Raw genomic sequence first — 18,066 nt, forward strand, 5'->3', positions numbered from 1 at the left:
TTACTGCACTTCCTTCATATTAACTATTATATTATCAATTAATCTTGCTTTTTCAAAAAATACGGCAGCTGCAAATAAGACTTCTTCTGTGTACTCGTTTACAGGTTGTAGTGTTGGATAAGCCAAAGCCTCCAGGTAATCTATTTTACCAGATGTGTTTTCAATTATATATTGTTTAGCTTCAGCAATAGCCTTTTGTACATCCCCCGTGCGATGCACGTTCTCTTTTGCCAGCGTAAGCGCCTTGTAAATATGAGGGGCAACTTCACGTTCTTGCGCGCTAAGAAATACATTTCGCGAACTTTTAGCCAATCCATCTTCTTCACGTATAGTTGGAACAGCAACTATTTCTAGCGGGAAATTGTATGCTTCAACAAACAGCTTAATAATCGCAAGCTGCTGAGCGTCCTTTTGTCCAAAATATGCCTTTGTAGGTTGAACTAAATGAAATAGCTTAGATACTACTTTCAGTACACCATCGAAGTGACCTGGACGTGTGGAACCACATAGCTTGGTAGAAATATCACCGGCATGTATCGTAATCCCACTTTCAAAAGGATACATTTCATCAGGCGTTGGAACAAATAATAAATCTACTCCAGATTCTACAGCAATCTTTGTATCTCGTTCAATATCTCTTGGATATCTATCTAAATCTTCATTTGGTCCAAACTGTGCTGGATTTACAAAGATACTAGCAACTACGAACTCGTTTTCTGCTCGAGCTTTAGTAAGTAGTGCTTGGTGGCCTTCGTGTAGATACCCCATCGTTGGTACAAAACCAATAGAGTGTTGTTTATGTTTTGCAATAATTGCTTTAAGTTCATCAATCTTTTGTACTGTTTGCATGGCTAGGGTTACCTCCGTATAGTTGGTTTAGTTGATCATCCTTCATGGTGAAAGAATGCTCTGTAGCAGGGAATGCACCATTTTTAACTTCTTCTACATACTTCTTAATACCGCTTAAAATAGGTTCCCCCACATTTGCATATTCTTTTACGAACTTCGGTATATGATGAGATCCATACTTAACCAAGTCATGGAATACTAATACTTGGCCGTCCGCAGTCGAACCAGCTCCTATTCCTATCGTTGGTACCATGAGAGCACTCGATATTTGCTCTGTTAGCTGATAAGGGATACACTCCAACACGACAGCACAAGCTCCCGCCTGCTCACATTTTTTGGCATCTTCAATTAGTTTTTGCGCAGCTTCCGCAGTTTTCCCTTGCACTTTATATCCACCCAGAACTCCTGCAGATTGAGGTAACAATCCTAAATGAGCGACTACCGGTATACCAGCAAATGTCAGCTTTTCAATTACAGGTATAATTGCTCCTGCTCCCTCTAGCTTTACAGCCTGTGCACCCGTCTCCTGCATTAAACGAACTGCGTTAGAGAGCGACTGATCGATATTTCCGTGATATGTTCCAAATGGCATATCCACAACTAAAAATGTATTCGGTGCTCCTCTTCTAGCAGCTTTACCATGATGAATCATATCATTCATCGTAACTGATACCGTAGAATCGTACCCTAGCACTACCATCCCAACTGAATCCCCTACTAAAATCATATCGACATTAGCTTCTTCAGCAAATTTGGCTGTTGGGAAGTCATAAGCTGTGATCATAGAAATTTTTTCTTCATTACTTTTCATTTTCAAAAAATCACTCGTTGTTTTCATCCATTTCCCTCCTTATAAAATTATTACCTCGGTCTAGCACATAAGCTTACCTTTGGTAAAATAGAAGAGAAAACCAAATATAAAGCCCTTCAATCCTTTACTTGGACAGAAGGGCAGAAAATTTAAATTCATCGGTTTTCTCCGTCCCTGTCATTCATAGATCAAGGCAGACTATTTAATTTAAAAAAGTAACTTACCGGTGTAGTTCTAAAAAGATACTACCCTTCGCATACAGAATAACAGAATTAGACGAAAACGTCCAAATTAAATTTTGAGTAAATCAATATCAGCCGAATAAATACCTTTTATTTCTCCATTATCTAATTGAAGCTGCAAAGCTCCATCATTAGTAATGCCAATAGCCTGTCCCTCAATTGTATCCCTAAGAGTAGTAGCTCTAATCCTATTGCCAATAGTACAGTTATAGCTCTCCCAAATGAGTTTAATAGGTTCAAAACCTAGAGTGATGTACATATCACTATATTTTTCTAGATAAAATAGAACTTTGGCAGCTAGGAGAGCTCTGTCTACATGTTCTCCAGTTTCCAACTTTAAAGAAGTGGCAATAGATTCCAAAGGTCCTTCAAAGGATTCTGATGTCTGATTTACATTGATACCCATTCCAATAATAATAGCTTGTACACGGTCCATATCTGACTGAAGCTCGGTAAGGATGCCAGTCACTTTCTTCCCATTAATGAGCAGATCATTAGGCCATTTAATGCTTGGCACACAGGTTGTAGTATCTTCTATTGCTCTGGCGATTGCTACAGCAGCTACTAGCGTAAACTGTGCAGCAAATTGAGGACTAATATTAGGTCGGAGTATGAGACTCATCCAGATCCCCTTTCCAACTGAAGATTCCCAAGAACGGTCTAGTCTACCACGACCTGCAGTCTGCTCCTCTGATACTACTAACGTTCCATGAGCGACACCCTCTCTCGCTTTGTTTGTAGCAATCGTCTGAGTAGAATCACAAACCGGATAATATATAATATTTTTACCTAGTTCTTTTGTTTCGAGATGAAGTGAAATACGTTCACTAGCTAAAGTATCCGGCATCTGTTTAAGAATATAGCCCTTTTTCTTTATAGCTTCAATTTCGTAGCCTTCTTCTCCAAGTCCTTTAAGATACTTCCATACCATCGTTCTAGAAATCTCTAGTTCTTCTGCGAGTGCTTGACCAGAAATTGGGTCTCCCTTTGCAGCCTGGAGTCTAGAAATAATTCTTTCTTTAATTGATATACTCACGAAAAAACCATTCCTTTATCTGTGCTCTGTCGTTTTTTAGTTCTTCGTTCAAAATCATTATCGTTAACTTATCTAAAGCTTCTTTAATCCAAGGGCCTCTTTTTTCCTGCTTCCATTCCATTAAATCATTCCCACTAACTACTACATCTCGCTTAGACGAAATAGCTAACTTCTTTTTTTCTTCTCTCAAGAGCTCTGGGGTATATGAATGCTCGATATTAAATAGGACCCTTCCATAGCTCGCTGCTGCAATCAATACTTCATCCGAAAACTGAAACAGCTCCACAGAATCCCAGCTCCCATTATTCAAAGATTCCACAGCACGGAGCACTTCCTTGACGTGTTTTTTTTCTGAATTGGAGCATTTAAAGGCAGAAAGTAGCTCAGTATGGTTAGAATCTTTATTCATTAATATGAAAAATGCCCATCCATTTGCTTTCATCCCAAAGCTATTAAAATCTCTCCATTTAGAGATTGAATCTACCCAATTTCCTACAAAATGTCTCGATAGCCCTGTAGAAACAAACAGTTCCATTCCTTTTGAGGGGTAATTACTAACCCAAATTTTCTCTAGCTCTACTTTTACTCTCTCTATAGAGATATGACTGATTAAAGGATGCAGCTCTTTGATGGCAGCTTGTGTCGAGCTATCTAAGGTGAAATTTAATTGTGCTGAAAAACGTATAGCTCGTAGCATCCTAAGGGCATCCTCGGAAAACCGTTCCTTTGGATTCCCTACTGCCTTGATCGTACCTTTTTCTAAATCGGAACTTCCTCCGAAGAAGTCGATTAACTTATCTTCTTTAGTTAAAGCCATCGAGTTAATCGTGAAGTCCCGTCTCTTTAAATCTTCCTTAAGCGTGTGAACAAATTTAACTTCGTCCGGTCTTCTATGGTCACTATACGTAGTCTCCGATCGAAAGGTTGTAACTTCAATTGGTTCTGATAAAACAACAAGAACAGTTCCATGTTCAATTCCCACATCAATAGTATGTTCAAATAATTCTTTTACTTGTTGTGGTAAAGCATTAGTTGTTATGTCTACATCGTTAGCTTGAACACCTCTCACGAAGTCTCTTACTGCTCCACCAACCACGTATGCTTCGAAGCCAGCATTTTCAAGTACGGAGATTACTTTATAAGCATCTGGCCATCGATTTTCCATTTATTTTTTCGCCACTCTTTCATACATCTCTTCATATTGATCTACTATTTGCGAGGAGCTAAAACGTTCCTTTACAATTTGGACTGCCCTTTTCTTTAACTGGTTATGTAAATGAGGATCCTTCAATATTTTCAGACCATATTCGGCAACACTGTCTATATCTCCAAGAGGTACCAAATATCCATTTTCACCAGGTATTATTACTTCAGGTATACCACCGACGGCAGTTCCAATACATGGAACCTCACAAGCCATTGCCTCCAGTAATACTAAACCAAATGACTCTTTTTCAGATAACAGTAGCATCAGATCTGAAATAGAATATAGCTCTGAAACATTTTCTTGTTTTCCAAGAAAGAGAACGTCTTTCTCAATTGGCTTACCCTTCACATATTCCATTACTGGATGCTTTTCTGGACCATCCCCTACTAATAGGAGTTTTGCTGGGACTTCTTTATGCATTAATTCGAAGCTTTTTACAACATCCGGAACGTGCTTGACTTTCCTAAAATTGGATACATGGATGACAACCTTTTCATTCTCTTTAATGCCTAATAATTCTTTTAGGTTGTTTGCATCCTTTTTGTGATACTCTCTTTCATCCACAAAATTATATATCGTCTCAATATCTTTTTTGGTCGTAATTAGCTCTCTAGTTTGTTTCACTAACGATGTAGAGACGGCTGTAACGACATCCGACTTTTCAATTCCATACTGAATGGCTCCCGTCAACGATGAATCATAACCTAGAACTGTAATGTCTGTCCCATGCAAAGTTGTAACAATTCCAATATCAGAATTAGCCATATCCTTAGCAAGGATTGCGCAAACCGCATGTGGTATTGCATAGTGGACATGGAGAACATCTAAGCCCTCATCTTGAATTACTTCAGCCATTTTATTAGCCAAAGCAATATCATAAGGGGCATACTGGAATACAGAGTAACTATTTACCTCCACCTGGTGGAACGTAATAGTTGGATAAATTTTGTTTAAGCGAAAGGGAACACTAGATGTGATGAAATGGATCTCATGCCCTTTTTCAGCAAGCATTTTTCCTAGCTCAGTAGCTATAACTCCGGAACCACCAACAGTAGGATAGCAAGTGATACCTATTTTTAGTTTACGCATGTATATGTCCTCTTTTCTTTATCTACCCCGACGTTCTTCTAGAAGACGCCAGTCTAGAAACCCCTCTTCGATTCCTTTAAGGAGAATTTCCGCAGTACCCATATTAGTTGCCAATGGGATTTGATAAACGTCACAAAGACGGATCAAAGCAGTAACATCCGGCTCGTGAGGCTGCGCTGTAAGGGGATCACGAAAGAAAATAACCATATCCATTTCATTATTAGCGATAGCAGAACCAATTTGTTGGTCTCCGCCTAGTGGACCTGATTTATACCTAAAAACAGAGAGACCGACCTCATTTATAATCCGTGTACCTGTTGTACCAGTAGCAAATAACTCATGCTCTTCAAGAATAGGCTTATATGCTGTTACAAATTGTATTAAATCCTCTTTTTTCTTATCGTGAGCCACCAATGCGATTCTCATCACGTTTTCCTCCTATAAAATAATCTCTTCTAATCCATATATTAATTTATTTTGACACATTACTTCTTTAATAGACAATACCACACCAGACATAAAAGAGCCTCTATTGAATGAGTCATGTCTCAATGTTAATAGTTGACCGTCTCCACCTAATAACACCTGTTGGTGAGCGATTAAGCCTGGCAAACGAACACTATGAATTCTCATGCCTTCAAAATTCGCCCCTCTTGCTCCAGGAAGGATTTCTTCCTCCTGTGGATGTCCTTGCGTTGCCTCTGTTCTAGTGTTTTGTATCATTTGAGCAGTTTTAATAGCAGTGCCCGAAGGTGCATCTATTTTTTCGTCATGATGCATTTCAATAATTTCTACGTCCGGTAAATACTTTGCGGCAGTTTGAGCAAATTTCATCATTAATACTGCACCGATAGAAAAGTTAGGTGCAATGATACAGCCAATTTGTTTTTCTTCCACTAAATTCCTTATACTATCAAGTTGTGCATCAGAAAATCCAGTCGTTCCAACTACAGGTCTTACACCATATTCTAATGCTGTTATTGTATGGTCATATACAGCAGACGGAACTGTCAAATCAACTAAAACATCTGGAGCAGTTTCTTCAATTAATTCAGTTAGGGATGTAAAGATAGGTATATTATCTCCTAGAGTTTCTTCCTGTTTTTTAGAATCTAGTAGTCCAACCAATAAAAATTCTGCATTTTTAATAACAGTACTAACTGCTTCTCTTCCCATTTTACCTCTTGGTCCTGCTATAGCTACTTTAATCACCATAGTTAGTCCTCCTTTTTAGTCCAGCGATCTTTATCTCGAGTGTTATATTTATGTAAAACTTTTTGTAAGGCACCTTCTAAATCTATGCCCTCAGAGTTAGCCAGACAGATCAACACAAAGAAGAAGTCTCCCATTTCATCAGCTAATTCTTTTTGTACTTCCGTATGCTTCTTTTTCTTAGTACCATACTTATGTTGTACCTCTCTCGAAAGCTCACCTAGCTCCTCTGTTAATCTTGCTAGAAGCTCCATAGGAGGAAAATAACCTTCTTTAAATTGGTTTATGTATGTATCAACTTCTTGTTGAAGCATATTTAATGATTTTGTTTCTTTCATTAATCTCACTCTCCTTCATTCATCGTAATAAAAATATAAGGGTGTTGTCAAAAGCAAAAAAATAATATAGATTTAGTATGGACTATAAAATGAGGTGGTACAATGGGGATTGGTTTAAAATTAAAGAATATATTAATGATTATTTTAGGTTCTGCAATATTTAGTTTCGGCTTTGTACACTTTAATATGCAAAACGAACTAGGGGAAGGCGGCTTTTCCGGAATAACATTAATTTTGTACTTTGTCTTTCATTTAGATGTATCTGTAATGAATTTAGTATTAAATATACCTATGTTTATTTTAGGTTGGAAGCTTTTAGGTAGGAGAGTGTTCTATTATACATTAATCGGAACCTTTTCTGTTTCCGTATTCCTGAAAATTTCCCAAATCTACGAAATTCAGCTAGGAATTAATGATGATTTATTTTTAGCCTCTCTTTTTGCTGGTGTGTTTATAGGTGTTGGTTTAGGTATTATCTTCCGAGCTGGCGGAACGACTGGTGGCGTTGACATTATTGCTAGACTAGCCCAAAAGTATCTTGGTTGGAGTATGGGTAAAACCATGTTTATGTTTGATGCCGTGGTTATCATGGTTTCTTGGTTAACCTTCTTAGATATTCGTTCTATGATGTATACGCTTGTAGCAGTATTTGTAGGCGCACGTGTAATTGACTTTGTTCAAGAAGGTGCATATGCTGCTCGTGGAGCATTTATAATTTCTGACCATCAAGATGCTATTGCAAATAGGATTACAAATGAAATGGATCGCGGGGTTACCGTCTTAAAAGGATACGGACATTATACGAAAAAAGATCGTGAAGTATTGTATTGTGTCATTTCTAAAAATGAAATTATCCGTTTAAAAACGATTATATCTTCTGTTGATCCGCATGCCTTTGTTTCGGTAACAGAAATGAACGATGTCATGGGCGAAGGCTTTACGTTAGATGAACAAAAAAAACCGTTGCTTTAAATTATGAAAGAGCATGCTCACACTTTTACAGTGTAAGCATGCTCTTTTGTTAAGAATTGTTGTTATTCATTAGGCTATGTTAAAGGGTAGGGTTGATTTATAATCCAAAGAAATCTTAGATCAGAGAGTAGAATTGATTTCCGCCCCAGCCGGACGCTTTCCGTGGGGTGAGCGATAAGCCATCACCCGTCGCTAACGCGCGCGGTTGTGATGTCTTATCTGTCTCACTCATCCCACTGGAGTCGCCGTCTGTCGCTCCAATCAATAAATGGGAACAGCTTTAGCATTGATAAAGAACTAATAAATTTACTCGCATAAACAAAGCTAAAAAACTGTCACCAACCCCATTTTCATCATCTATTTATGTTCATAATAGCCATTTGAAAGTTCAATTGTTTATGTTTACAGTCACTATAAAAAAGAATTGTTAGTCAAAATCAACCAAAAACTTTAACAAAGCTATACATTAAAAGAGACTATCTCAACAAGCTAAGATAGTCTCCTTTGTTTTATAAAATTCTGAAGCTATGGATAAATTGAGTTTATCGCCTTGCCCCTCGGGGTCAAATGGTAAAAAGCTCCGGTGGCTGAGGAACTGCCTCCTCGCTTTTCTCCATTTGCCTGTCGGGGCAGACATAGGCGCTTGCGCTTTTCTTGTTGTCTAGCTTCAGCGCCTTGCCCCTCGGGGTCAAATGGTAAAAAGCTCCGGTGGCCGAGGAACTGCCTCCTCGCTTTTCTCCATTTGCCTGTCGGGGCAGACATAGGCGCTTGCGCTTTTCTTGTTTATTCGCTTCTTGACATTCCTGTATAGATTAATACTAAACGTAATAATTCTAATACGGCAACTGCTGCTGCTGCAACGTATGTTAATGCTGCTGCACTTAATACTTTTTTAGCGTGACGCTCTTCTTCGTTTCTAATTACTCCTAATGAAACCATTTGGTTCATAGCACGACTAGAAGCATTAAACTCTACAGGAAGTGTAACGATTTGGAATACAACCCCCATAGCAAGAAGAATGATACCTAATAACAGCATATTAGTAGAAGTAGCAAAGATACCAATCATGATAAATACCCATGATGCATTGGAAGAAATATTAGCTACTGGAACTAATTTGTGTCGTAATGTTAAAAAAGAGTAAGCCTCTTTATGTTGAATCGCATGACCAACTTCATGGGCAGCTATTGCAGCTCCAGCCACAGAAGCCTCATGGAAGTTATGACTAGATAAAGCAACTATTTTCGTCATTGGGTTATAATGATCACTTAAAAACCCGCTACTTTCCACTACTTTTACTTCATATAAACCATTCTCATCTAATATTCGTCTAGCTACTTCTGCACCAGTCATTCCTGAAGTAGAGCGGACTTTGGAATATTTCTTATAGGTACTTTTTACTTTCATCTGTGCGTATAGTGGTAACAACAAAATTATCGCAAAATAAACGATATACATTCCCAACAGAAATTCCCCCTCTCGATATCTAATTAATATTTTATATGCTATTTACCTTGCAATCAACTGATACGATTTGTCCTTTTCTGATATACGACATACGATAAGAGAATACACGCAATCGATAACCAGAAGGTAAAATAGCCTATATTACTAGCGTACTCACTTAGGCTTCTATACGTAGGCATTTGACCAAATACATAGTCTATCACATCATTGTGGAGCGTCCAAATGGCTGCGATCACAATATGGACAAATTTAAATCGGTAAAAAGGAATATATAGAATAGCTTGAAGTGCCATAGCAAAATGTGAGCCTACTAGCATCCAGCCCATCCAGCCTATATCTCCAGTTTCTACTAACGTCCATAAATTCATAACAACAGCCCATAGTCCGTATTTCACAAGTGTAATAAGCGCTAAAGCTTCTATTAGTTTCCAGTTTTTATTCATTAGCCAACCTAAAAGAGCAAGTGTAAAAAATAGACTCGCCGTTGGACTATCCGGTACAAATATTAGAAATTTTGTTTCAGTAACAGATAATTGGCCATTATACCAATAATATCCATAAATTGTTCCGATTAGGTTTACGTAAAATAACAACCACATGAATGATTTATTGTAGAGCAACAATTTTATATCCGTCATCATATATATTTCCCATACTCCCCTATTTTATTATAACTAGAATAACTATAATTTTTTGTGAAGAATTTGTAAAATTTCATTAAAGGAATAATTGCTAAAAAAAGAGAGTCAGTTACCTGACTCTCTTTTTTTGGATTATTCTGCTGGTTGTAAAGTTGTGATAAACTCAGCAAGCTGTTGTAATTCCTCTTCCGTTCCTTGGAATGTGCCACCTGGCATAGTTCCAATCCCTTCATGAGCAATTTCAACGATTTCTTCAGCTGTATATTCTAAACCAATAAGTGGTTTACCTATACCGCCTTCAAAAGCATTACCGTGACAACCTATACATGATGAGCCCTGATATATTTCAAATCCAGGAGCAGTTTCATCAATTTCTACAGCCACTTCTTCTCTAATTTCACCTTGTGCTTTAGCAGCTTCCCAGTCGTGGTTAGCTACAGATTCCCAAGTTAAGAAAATAATTGAAGCGATAGCTAAAAGCATGAAACCAGTTGGTAATGGACGTTTCCATGGGCTTCTTTCCTTGCTTGTATCTAAGAATGGTACTAGTAAAAGTGCTCCGAAAGCAAGACCTGGCATAACGATTGCTCCAATGATGTTGTATGGTCCAGAAGCAAATTCGTATTTTAATAATTGATATAAAAATAGGAAATACCAGTCAGGTAAAGGAATATAAGCTGTGTCCGTTGGATCAGCTGGTCGCTCTAACGGCGATGGATGTTCAACTGTCAATACTAAATAACCGACTAAAAATACTGCTCCGACTAACCATTCTTTTAGCAAGAAGTCAGGCCAGAAAGCTTCTGTTTTACCTGGATACTCAGAATAGTCTTTAGGAGTTTTCTTTTTACGGCTAGAAGGATCCGTTACACGAGAATCTCCAACAAATTTCAAACCTTTTCCGCGATGCATATTGTCCCCTCCTTTTAAGAATTATCTGTTCCACTTACCCATTATAGTGGTCCAGAAATACCTTGACGACGAATCATGATAAAGTGAGCTGCAAGTAAAGCAAAAAGAGCAGCCGGCAAGAAGAATACATGAATCGCGAAGAATCTTGTTAATGTTTGTGCACCGATGATTGTCTCATCACCAGCTAATAATGTTTTGATCATGCCACCGATAACCGGTACAGATGCGGCAATTTCAATACCTACTTTTGTAGCGAACAATGCTTTCATGTCCCAAGGAAGTAGGTAACCTGTAAATCCTAAACCTAACATAACAGCGAAGATTAATACTCCGACCATCCAGTTTAGTTCACGAGGTTTTTTGTAAGAACCAGTAAAGAATACACGTAAAGTATGTAAGAACATCATAACAATTACAAGAGATGCTCCCCAGTGATGCATTCCACGCACGATTTCACCGAATGCTACTTCATTTTGAAGGTAGTAAACTGATTCCCATGCATTCTCGATATCCGGTACATAATACATTGTTAAGAACATACCAGATAGAATTTGAATAACTGTAATGAAGAACGTTAATCCCCCGAAACAATAAACAAATGCTGAGAAATGATGTGCAGGGTTTACGTGTTCTGGTACTTCATGGTCTGCAATATCACGCCATATAGGTGTAATATCAAGACGTTCATCCACCCAATCATAGATTTTATTAAGCACTGATGTCGTACCCCCTTACATTAAACTAATGTGTTAGTTATAGCTTTTCCAATTTCTAAGAAACCGTTATTTTCACGTACTTCAAATTGATCCAACGGACCTAGAGGTGGTGTTTTTGCAACATTCTGTCCGTTTTTCTCGTAACGGCCTGCGTGACATGGACAGAAAAATTGATTTTTGTGTGCTGGGTCACCTTCCCAGTTAACTGTGCATCCTAAGTGCTTACATACTGGAGACAATGCAATAATGCTATCTCCTTCTTTGTAAACCCATGCAGCGCTAGTTACATCAGACTTGTACCAGGCATCTACCTGCTCGAAAGTAAAGTCTACTCGTTCAGGAACCTCAGTAAGGTCTGCAATCTTCTTCTCAGTCAGTACATAATCTCCACCTTCTGATTTTTGCAATACAGGATCAACTGCAAAACGTACCATTGGCATAAGCATACCTGCTGCCATGAATCCGCCAACACCTGTTAATGTATAACTTAAAAATTGGCGTCTTGATACTTTATTGTTACTCATCCTTTTCCCCCCTCTAACTTAAAGGTCAGTCCAATGGACATACTTGCTTGAATTAATAATACTAGGACATTTCAATGATATATCAATAAAAAAGGAAGGTCAATAATTCCTGCTACGAATTATGAACTTTGTGAACAAATAATGAAACATATTGTCACTAATTCGCCCACTTATTCGCAAAACGAGGGATTAATTGTCTTAATTGATCCTCCAATACGGATAATTTCATTTTTTGATCCATGGAATCAAGTGGTATTGATGGGAACCACAGGACATTTTGTTCCTCTCCCATTGTACTCCACTCTCTGTCAGAAGTAACGTAAAAGATATGTTTAAATCCAGCTTTTTTAAATTCTTCATTCCAAGCCTCCAATAATGATAGCTTGTCCTGAGATCCTGTATAAGAGAAGGAAGGAAATAAAACGATCCTTCCTTTGAACTGATTTTCAATTGTATTTGCTAGCGACAAAGTAAAATCTGCAGCTGAGGCAGCAAATGGAAATCCATGCTCTGAACCATCTATTAATATAAGTGGGACTATCGCTGTGTCAATATATTCTTTTTGTGCTTGAAAAACTGTGCTATCTTTTCCGTTCCAATGCATGTTATCTCTCCTATTTTTCTCTATACGGTAGATTTTTCCATAGTGCGGAAAGTTCGAGAAACTTTTCTTTATTATTATCATCAATTGCTTGATCAATCTGTTTTTTTAGTTGTTCGGCCTGAAAAGATTGCAAGCTTTCGGTTAAAATATCCTCTGCAATTAGCTTATCTTTTTCACTAATATGCAGATATTTGGGCATATACGGGTTTTCTTCTAATACTGCTAAATACTCGGGACTTGGGGGCAGTGTTTGAAAGTTCAATTGTATATACATCTCTTCATCTGGGTTTAAGCGAAGATCGTGAAAAGATTTTTCAGCATCTGCTGTCATGATACTACCTTTATAAAATCTAAAAGGTATTCCGGAGGATGTAGTAACAGACATAATCATAGCTCTTGGACAATAATGGGCTTCCTCCACAAAGTGTACATTGTTCAACATTGTTTCGTGGCTTATTAAGTAATTTAAAATCCACACACATTCTCTTCTCTTCATTTGATACTTTTTCAGAAACCAACGGACAAATTCTTTTTTCTCACCAACTGAAACAGAAGCAGTCACATAACCTCTCCTTCCTATCATTATTCCATCATGTCAAACCATTCACTGTTTTCTGGCTGAAGCTCTTGTAATATCGAAATAATTTCTCTTGCTTCTTCACGTTTACCATCTTCTAAAAGGAAGTATAAGTACTTTTCCAAAAATGCTGCATCCTCTTTATGTTCAGTATATGCAAGCTTATAAAATTCGTATGCTTTTTCATACATTTCTAACCGCTCATATGCTGTGGCTAAAAGGGGATACATAGAAGACATCTCAAATTGCTCTTGCTTTAAGGTTTCATAGAGGTCAATTAACTCCTCATCCATTTCCTCCTGGGAGAACAAGGAAGAAAGTATGTAAATAGCATCCATGTACTCAGGGTCTAATGCGATTGCTTCCTGAAGAAAACCTTCTGCTTCTTTCACTCTACCCAATTTTAGAGAAATTTTACCTGCAAATAAATAATATTCTTTTTCAAATTCATCTCTAGCGATTCCATCTGTAATAGCACTCAGTGCTTCCTCATTCTTTTCAAGCATAGCGTATGTTTCCGCTAAAAGCATATAGCCAGAGAAGAAATCTGGGTCTATTTCTAAAAGATGATTTAAATGTTTTGCAGCCGTTTCATACTGTCTAACTTGGAAAAATGCATATCCTGCCTGAAAAAGAACCTCTGGTGCAGCTTCCTTTTGAAGGGCCTCTGTATAATAAGGGATAGCCTCTTCATAAGCTGCTCCAGCACTATAGATTTCAGCTATTTTTAATGAAAGATCCACTCCTTGCAGCTCACTTTTAGAAGCTAAAAGATCTTCCATAAGTCTCGCAGCCTCTAAATACCGTCCAGTTTCAAATAAAAGTTCTCCTTTTGCATATTGCAAAAGTGGCTCTCCCGGTAATAGAGCAATTGCTTCTTCTATTTTATGTTCGGCAACCTCATATAAACCAATCATTTGATAATAATCAGCTAATGTAAGTAAGGCCTGTGGATAGGACTCGCTGTTCTTCTCTATATTACTTAGCATTTCCAAAGCATCGTCCTCTTTATTCAATTCTAAAAATAATTGTGCGAGGTCTATTTTCAGTTGGTCTTCCTCTGGAAATAAAAAGTTTAAATTCTCTAACGTTTTTATTGCCTCTTGTATAAAACCATATTCTGTTAATAAGTCTGCTAATCCATACTGCTCGTCAGGATTTTCCTCTAGTAAGAAAGCATCTACCATGCCATCAAGCTTTTCTATATCTCCATCCTCCATAACTCGGATAAAGGGAATCATTTTTTCCATAACATCACCATTCCTTCTCTACTATTTAATCGTACAAGAACTTTGAAGGTTGAACAAGAAAAAGACTCTCCTTGATCAGGAGAGTATGGGAAATTTATTTATTTTATGACATTTTCTAAGTGTTCAAAGAAATTTGGATAGGAAACGGCTATACATTCTTGGTTATCTATTGAAACTATACCATCAGTTACTAACGCAGCAATAGCTGCCATCATTCCAATACGATGATCTCCGTATGTAGAAAGTTCGCCACCATGCAATGGAGTTGGCCCCTCAATGACCATTCCATCTTCTGTTGGATTAATATTCGCTCCAAGCTTTCTCAGTTCATTGACCACGGCATCAATACGATTAGTTTCTTTTACCTTTAACTCCTCCGCGTTTTTAATAATTGTTTTACCTTTAGCTTGTGTGGCAAGAAGTGCTATTACTGGTATCTCATCTATTAACCTTGGAATGAGATCTCCGCCAATTTCAGTTCCTACTAAATTAGAAGTTTCTATCGTTAGCGTACCAATCGGCTCGTGACTTGCATTATTTTGTGTCTCAATAGTTAATGTGGCACCCATTGCTTTTAGCACATCTATAATTCCTGTACGGGTTTCGTTCAACCCAACATTAGTTAGCACAAGCTTACTATCTAAAGCAATAGCCCCAGCAACTAAGAAAAATGCTGCAGAAGAAATATCACCAGGGACTACAACGTGTGCTCCTGTTAGCTTTTGTCCACCCTGAAGGCTAATTACATTGTCTTTTACTGAAATTTCTGCTCCGAAATGCTTGAGCATCTTTTCTGTATGATCTCGAGTGGTTTCTAGCTCTTCTACAACAGTCTCACCTTGTGAATTTAGAGCAGCTAGCAATATAGCAGATTTCACTTGAGCACTGGCTACAGGCATTTTATAATGAATCGCTTTTAGGGTTGTCCCCTCTACGGCAATAGGGGTGTATTGTCCATTCGCTCGACCTATTAGCTTGGCTCCCATTTGCTTGAGCGGCTCTGTGACTCGCTTCATTGGTCGTTTTTGAATAGACTCGTCGCCTATTAACACAGAAGAAATACTAGAGCCTGCTAGAATCCCAAGCATTAGACGAGTCGTTGTACCTGAATTCCCTGTATATAAAATTTCATCAGGTTCCTTCCAAGTAGAAATCCCTTTGCTATCGATTTGCACATGCTCACCGTCTACCTTAATATCTACACCAAGCTTGCCGAAACAATCAATCGTACTTAGGCAATCGTCACTTTGTAGAAACCCCTCTACCGTTGTTGTTCCTTCCGCGATAGCCCCAAACATAATCGAACGGTGGGAGACTGATTTATCTCCTGGTATTTTAATGCTTCCTTGTAATGAAGGCTTACCAAAGTTTAAAAGTTTAACTGTCATAGTTGATTCCTCCCTACGCAATATAAGTCTCAAATGATGTATGTGCAGCAATACATCGAACTGCCTGTGCTCGGTCCTCCATTGTTTGAAAACTAATAACCAAAATACCAAACACATCTTCTCTAGTTTCGACAATGCGCAAGTTTGTAATGCTTATATGTTCTTTCGCTAAATAACCAATAACTTCGGCGATAACCCCCGCATAGTCAGGGATATCCACATACAGGTCATACACTGTATATAAAGCACCTTGCGCTACTGGGAGTTCGTCTCGGACTTGTTTAGCCTGAGCAAAATAAGCTTCAATTTCTGTTTCATCGGCCCCATCTATTAGATGCTTTAAACGAAGCATTTCCTCGGTCCATTGCTGAAGCTGCTTACTGATTTCTTCACGATTTTGCATCGTTATATCTCGCCACATGACGGGATTGGAAGAGGCAATTCTTGTGATATCGCGAAATCCTCCAGCTGCGAGCTGTCTCGTAAAAGGATAGCTCTTATTCTCTGCCGATAATTGATGAACTAAAGAGGCTGCAATTAAATGAGGAAAGTGACTTACAGTAGCAGTCATATGATCGTGCTCATGTGCACTTATCTCGATTATCTTCGCCTTCGTTACTAGTAATAACTCTTTTAATCTATTAACGTTCTCTATTGGTTCATCAACAAAGGGAGTTAACAAATAATAAGCGTTCTCAAACAAGTAGGCCCGTGCCGCTCCTACTCCACTCTTGTGGGAGCCAGCCATCGGGTGTCCTCCGATAAAAGTGATTCCATGGTGCTTCAAGTTTAGAGCAGCATTCATTATTTCATTTTTGGTGCTGCCTGTGTCGGTTATAATCACATTGTTTTTTAGTTCCCAGTCTGGAAGGAGTTTCATAAGCTCTATCGTGATGCTTACTGGAGTAGCGAATATAATGATATCCGCATGCTTCGCAGCTTCCTCCATATTAGAAGCAATCTCATCTATAACCCCTAGCTTTTTCGCGGTTTCAAGAGATTTGGCATTAGAATCATAGCCTACAATTGTTAAATCGTCTCTCCTCTTTAACCCAAGTGCAAGAGAGCCCCCAATAAGACCAAGCCCTATTATCAGGATGTTCTTATTCATTTAAACTACTCCTAACTCAGTCAACACTTCATCAAGTTTTTGAAGTAGCCCCTCGTTTTGTTCCTTCGTCCCAATTGTAATACGCAGGTATCCTGGTTTACCTAAAGCATTACCACTGCGAACAATATATCCACGTTGCATGAGCCCTTGAAAAACTTCGTCGCTGTCTGCTTTGACTTCCATCATGATGAAGTTTGTTTGAGATGGATAAAAATGAAGATTACGCTCATTACAATATGCTTCAAACTGAGACTTTCCATCGTTGTTTTTCTTCTTACATTCTGCAATAAATTGCTGATCGCTCAATCCAAGAATGGCTGCTTCCTGTGATATAACTGTATTGTTGAATGGCTCTCTTGTCGGCTCTAACTGGCTAATTACTTCCTCGGATCCAACAGCATAACCAACGCGGAAGCTAGCTAGCCCATACGCTTTAGAGAAAGTACGCATTACTAAGACATTCGGATGATTTTCTATTAACGAAATAGAATCTTCATAGTTGGGGTCCGTAATATATTCGGTGTATGCCTCATCTAAGACGATTAACACGTCTCTTGGGGCTTGCTCCACAAATGCCTTAATTTTATCACTTGGAGTTAATGTCCCTGTAGGATTATTCGGATTACAAATCCATACAATAGCTGTATTTTCATCGATAGCTGCTAGCATCTGCTCTAAATCATGTTCTCCATCCACAGTCAATGGAACAGTTCTAGTTTCAGCGCCTTCAACTATAGCATTGTGTTTGTATTGACCAAAAGTTAAATCTGCCATAATAGTATTTAAGCCAGGCTCAAGCATAGCTCTAGAAACAATTAAAATATTCTCATCTGAGCCATTACCAAATAACAACTGCTTCTCCGAAACATTCAAATGATTAGCAACTGCTGTACGAAGTCTAGAAGCATATCCATCTGGGTATAAAGCAAAATCTATAGAAGCATTTGTGAGAAATTCCTTTACTTTTGGTGAAGCACCATATGGATTTTCATTAGAGGCTAGCTTTGTAACTGTTTCTAGATTAAATGCCTTCTTCACTTCATCCATTGTTTTTCCAGGTTGGTATGCTTGCAATCCAGCAATTTGTTTTTTAAATTTCATCCTATTTACCCCAATTCTA

21 protein-coding genes are annotated in these 18,066 nt (G+C 38.2%); 1 reads left to right on the forward strand and 20 read right to left on the reverse strand.

The features are described from left to right. From panC to HF876_RS08100, 8 genes are all read right to left on the reverse strand, one after another. Complete coding sequence (gene panC, locus HF876_RS08065; RefSeq protein WP_169359554.1) at window positions 1-849, reverse strand: pantoate--beta-alanine ligase; 849 nt, start codon at window positions 847-849, stop codon at window positions 1-3. Further along, window positions 827-1,687: a 3-methyl-2-oxobutanoate hydroxymethyltransferase gene (panB, locus tag HF876_RS08070; RefSeq protein WP_169359555.1), complete on the reverse strand. Its 861-nt coding sequence runs from the start codon at window positions 1,685-1,687 to the stop codon at window positions 827-829. Before panB ends, panC begins: the two co-directional genes overlap by 23 nt. Window positions 1,688-1,951: 264 nt before the next feature. Next, complete coding sequence (locus tag HF876_RS08075) at window positions 1,952-2,938, reverse strand: biotin--[acetyl-CoA-carboxylase] ligase (RefSeq protein ID WP_169359556.1); 987 nt, start codon at window positions 2,936-2,938, stop codon at window positions 1,952-1,954. After that, window positions 2,922-4,103 carry a CCA tRNA nucleotidyltransferase gene (locus HF876_RS08080; protein ID WP_169359557.1) on the reverse strand — a complete coding sequence of 394 codons (1,182 nt, stop codon included), beginning with the start codon at window positions 4,101-4,103 and terminating at the stop codon, window positions 2,922-2,924. Before HF876_RS08080 ends, HF876_RS08075 begins: the two co-directional genes overlap by 17 nt. Beyond that, the gene (bshA, locus tag HF876_RS08085) at window positions 4,104-5,234 is read right to left on the reverse strand and encodes an N-acetyl-alpha-D-glucosaminyl L-malate synthase BshA (protein ID WP_169359558.1); all 1,131 of its coding nucleotides are present in this window, start codon (window positions 5,232-5,234) and stop codon (window positions 4,104-4,106) included. Between the two features lie 18 nt (window positions 5,235-5,252). Continuing rightward, window positions 5,253-5,660: a methylglyoxal synthase gene (gene mgsA / locus HF876_RS08090; RefSeq protein WP_169359559.1), complete on the reverse strand. Its 408-nt coding sequence runs from the start codon at window positions 5,658-5,660 to the stop codon at window positions 5,253-5,255. Between the two features lie 12 nt (window positions 5,661-5,672). Continuing rightward, entirely contained in the window at window positions 5,673-6,449 is a 777-nt protein-coding gene (gene dapB, locus HF876_RS08095; protein ID WP_169359560.1) for a 4-hydroxy-tetrahydrodipicolinate reductase, read from the reverse strand. Window positions 6,450-6,451: 2 nt separating this feature from the next. Beyond that, window positions 6,452-6,784, reverse strand: coding sequence for a nucleotide pyrophosphohydrolase (locus HF876_RS08100; RefSeq protein WP_169359561.1), 333 nt, complete (start codon window positions 6,782-6,784; stop codon window positions 6,452-6,454). 102 nt (window positions 6,785-6,886) lie between these two features. On the opposite strand from HF876_RS08100, the gene HF876_RS08105 reads away from it, so the two are divergent. Next, entirely contained in the window at window positions 6,887-7,756 is an 870-nt protein-coding gene (locus tag HF876_RS08105) for a YitT family protein (protein ID WP_169359562.1), read from the forward strand. Between the two features lie 563 nt (window positions 7,757-8,319). Here HF876_RS08105 and HF876_RS19140 read toward each other — a convergent pair. The 12 genes from HF876_RS19140 to hisC all read right to left on the reverse strand — a co-directional run bounded on the left by HF876_RS19140 (window position 8,320) and on the right by hisC (window position 18,047). After that, the gene (locus tag HF876_RS19140; protein ID WP_277347094.1) at window positions 8,320-8,448 is read right to left on the reverse strand and encodes a hypothetical protein; all 129 of its coding nucleotides are present in this window, start codon (window positions 8,446-8,448) and stop codon (window positions 8,320-8,322) included. Window positions 8,449-8,539: 91 nt separating this feature from the next. After that, window positions 8,540-9,214 carry a zinc metallopeptidase gene (locus tag HF876_RS08110; protein ID WP_169359602.1) on the reverse strand — a complete coding sequence of 225 codons (675 nt, stop codon included), beginning with the start codon at window positions 9,212-9,214 and terminating at the stop codon, window positions 8,540-8,542. 62 nt (window positions 9,215-9,276) lie between these two features. Then, window positions 9,277-9,864 (reverse strand): lipoprotein heptaprenylglyceryl N-acetyltransferase LhaT, encoded by a 588-nt coding sequence (lhaT, locus tag HF876_RS08115; protein ID WP_169359563.1) that lies wholly within the window; start codon window positions 9,862-9,864, stop codon window positions 9,277-9,279. A 132-nt stretch (window positions 9,865-9,996) separates the two neighbouring features. Continuing rightward, window positions 9,997-10,776: a menaquinol-cytochrome c reductase cytochrome b/c subunit gene (locus tag HF876_RS08120; RefSeq protein WP_169359564.1), complete on the reverse strand. Its 780-nt coding sequence runs from the start codon at window positions 10,774-10,776 to the stop codon at window positions 9,997-9,999. A 41-nt stretch (window positions 10,777-10,817) separates the two neighbouring features. Further along, window positions 10,818-11,492 carry a menaquinol-cytochrome c reductase cytochrome b subunit gene (gene qcrB, locus HF876_RS08125; RefSeq protein WP_144536871.1) on the reverse strand — a complete coding sequence of 225 codons (675 nt, stop codon included), beginning with the start codon at window positions 11,490-11,492 and terminating at the stop codon, window positions 10,818-10,820. Window positions 11,493-11,512: 20 nt separating this feature from the next. Continuing rightward, a complete protein-coding gene (locus tag HF876_RS08130) occupies window positions 11,513-12,016 on the reverse strand; it encodes a QcrA and Rieske domain-containing protein (protein ID WP_169359565.1) in 504 nt (167 codons plus the stop codon). A 157-nt stretch (window positions 12,017-12,173) separates the two neighbouring features. Then, entirely contained in the window at window positions 12,174-12,620 is a 447-nt protein-coding gene (locus HF876_RS08135; RefSeq protein ID WP_169359566.1) for a DUF2487 family protein, read from the reverse strand. Window positions 12,621-12,630: 10 nt separating this feature from the next. Beyond that, window positions 12,631-13,182: a ReoY family proteolytic degradation factor gene (locus HF876_RS08140; RefSeq protein ID WP_169359567.1), complete on the reverse strand. Its 552-nt coding sequence runs from the start codon at window positions 13,180-13,182 to the stop codon at window positions 12,631-12,633. Between the two features lie 20 nt (window positions 13,183-13,202). Further along, a complete protein-coding gene (locus HF876_RS08145; RefSeq protein ID WP_240949700.1) occupies window positions 13,203-14,447 on the reverse strand; it encodes a tetratricopeptide repeat protein in 1,245 nt (414 codons plus the stop codon). 98 nt (window positions 14,448-14,545) lie between these two features. Continuing rightward, window positions 14,546-15,835, reverse strand: coding sequence for a 3-phosphoshikimate 1-carboxyvinyltransferase (gene aroA, locus HF876_RS08150; protein WP_169359568.1), 1,290 nt, complete (start codon window positions 15,833-15,835; stop codon window positions 14,546-14,548). Between the two features lie 13 nt (window positions 15,836-15,848). After that, a complete protein-coding gene (locus tag HF876_RS08155) occupies window positions 15,849-16,946 on the reverse strand; it encodes a prephenate dehydrogenase (protein WP_169359569.1) in 1,098 nt (365 codons plus the stop codon). Beyond that, window positions 16,947-18,047: a histidinol-phosphate transaminase gene (hisC, locus tag HF876_RS08160; protein ID WP_169359570.1), complete on the reverse strand. Its 1,101-nt coding sequence runs from the start codon at window positions 18,045-18,047 to the stop codon at window positions 16,947-16,949. Window positions 18,048-18,066 lie beyond the last annotated feature (19 nt).

This window comes from Psychrobacillus sp. BL-248-WT-3, from assembly GCF_012843435.1.
In the GTDB taxonomy this organism is placed as follows: Bacteria; Bacillota; Bacilli; order Bacillales_A; family Planococcaceae; genus Psychrobacillus.

Excerpts from the sequence above, each read along its gene's own strand:
- panC (WP_169359554.1), bottom strand. The coding sequence starts at position 849 with ATGCAAACAGTACAAAAGATTGATGAACTTAAAGCAATTATTGCAAAA.
- panB (WP_169359555.1), bottom strand. The coding sequence starts at position 1,687 with ATGAAAACAACGAGTGATTTTTTGAAAATGAAAAGTAATGAAGAAAAA.
- HF876_RS08080 (WP_169359557.1), bottom strand. The coding sequence starts at position 4,103 with ATGGAAAATCGATGGCCAGATGCTTATAAAGTAATCTCCGTACTTGAA.
- bshA (WP_169359558.1), bottom strand. The coding sequence starts at position 5,234 with ATGCGTAAACTAAAAATAGGTATCACTTGCTATCCTACTGTTGGTGGT.
- mgsA (WP_169359559.1), bottom strand. The coding sequence starts at position 5,660 with ATGAGAATCGCATTGGTGGCTCACGATAAGAAAAAAGAGGATTTAATA.
- dapB (WP_169359560.1), bottom strand. The coding sequence starts at position 6,449 with ATGGTGATTAAAGTAGCTATAGCAGGACCAAGAGGTAAAATGGGAAGA.
- HF876_RS08100 (WP_169359561.1), bottom strand. The coding sequence starts at position 6,784 with ATGAAAGAAACAAAATCATTAAATATGCTTCAACAAGAAGTTGATACA.
- HF876_RS08105 (WP_169359562.1), top strand. The coding sequence starts at position 6,887 with ATGGGGATTGGTTTAAAATTAAAGAATATATTAATGATTATTTTAGGT.
- HF876_RS08110 (WP_169359602.1), bottom strand. The coding sequence starts at position 9,214 with ATGTATATCGTTTATTTTGCGATAATTTTGTTGTTACCACTATACGCA.
- lhaT (WP_169359563.1), bottom strand. The coding sequence starts at position 9,864 with ATGATGACGGATATAAAATTGTTGCTCTACAATAAATCATTCATGTGG.
- HF876_RS08120 (WP_169359564.1), bottom strand. The coding sequence starts at position 10,776 with ATGCATCGCGGAAAAGGTTTGAAATTTGTTGGAGATTCTCGTGTAACG.
- HF876_RS08130 (WP_169359565.1), bottom strand. The coding sequence starts at position 12,016 with ATGAGTAACAATAAAGTATCAAGACGCCAATTTTTAAGTTATACATTA.
- HF876_RS08135 (WP_169359566.1), bottom strand. The coding sequence starts at position 12,620 with ATGCATTGGAACGGAAAAGATAGCACAGTTTTTCAAGCACAAAAAGAA.
- HF876_RS08145 (WP_240949700.1), bottom strand. The coding sequence starts at position 14,447 with ATGGAAAAAATGATTCCCTTTATCCGAGTTATGGAGGATGGAGATATA.
- aroA (WP_169359568.1), bottom strand. The coding sequence starts at position 15,835 with ATGACAGTTAAACTTTTAAACTTTGGTAAGCCTTCATTACAAGGAAGC.
- HF876_RS08155 (WP_169359569.1), bottom strand. The coding sequence starts at position 16,946 with ATGAATAAGAACATCCTGATAATAGGGCTTGGTCTTATTGGGGGCTCT.
- hisC (WP_169359570.1), bottom strand. The coding sequence starts at position 18,047 with ATGAAATTTAAAAAACAAATTGCTGGATTGCAAGCATACCAACCTGGA.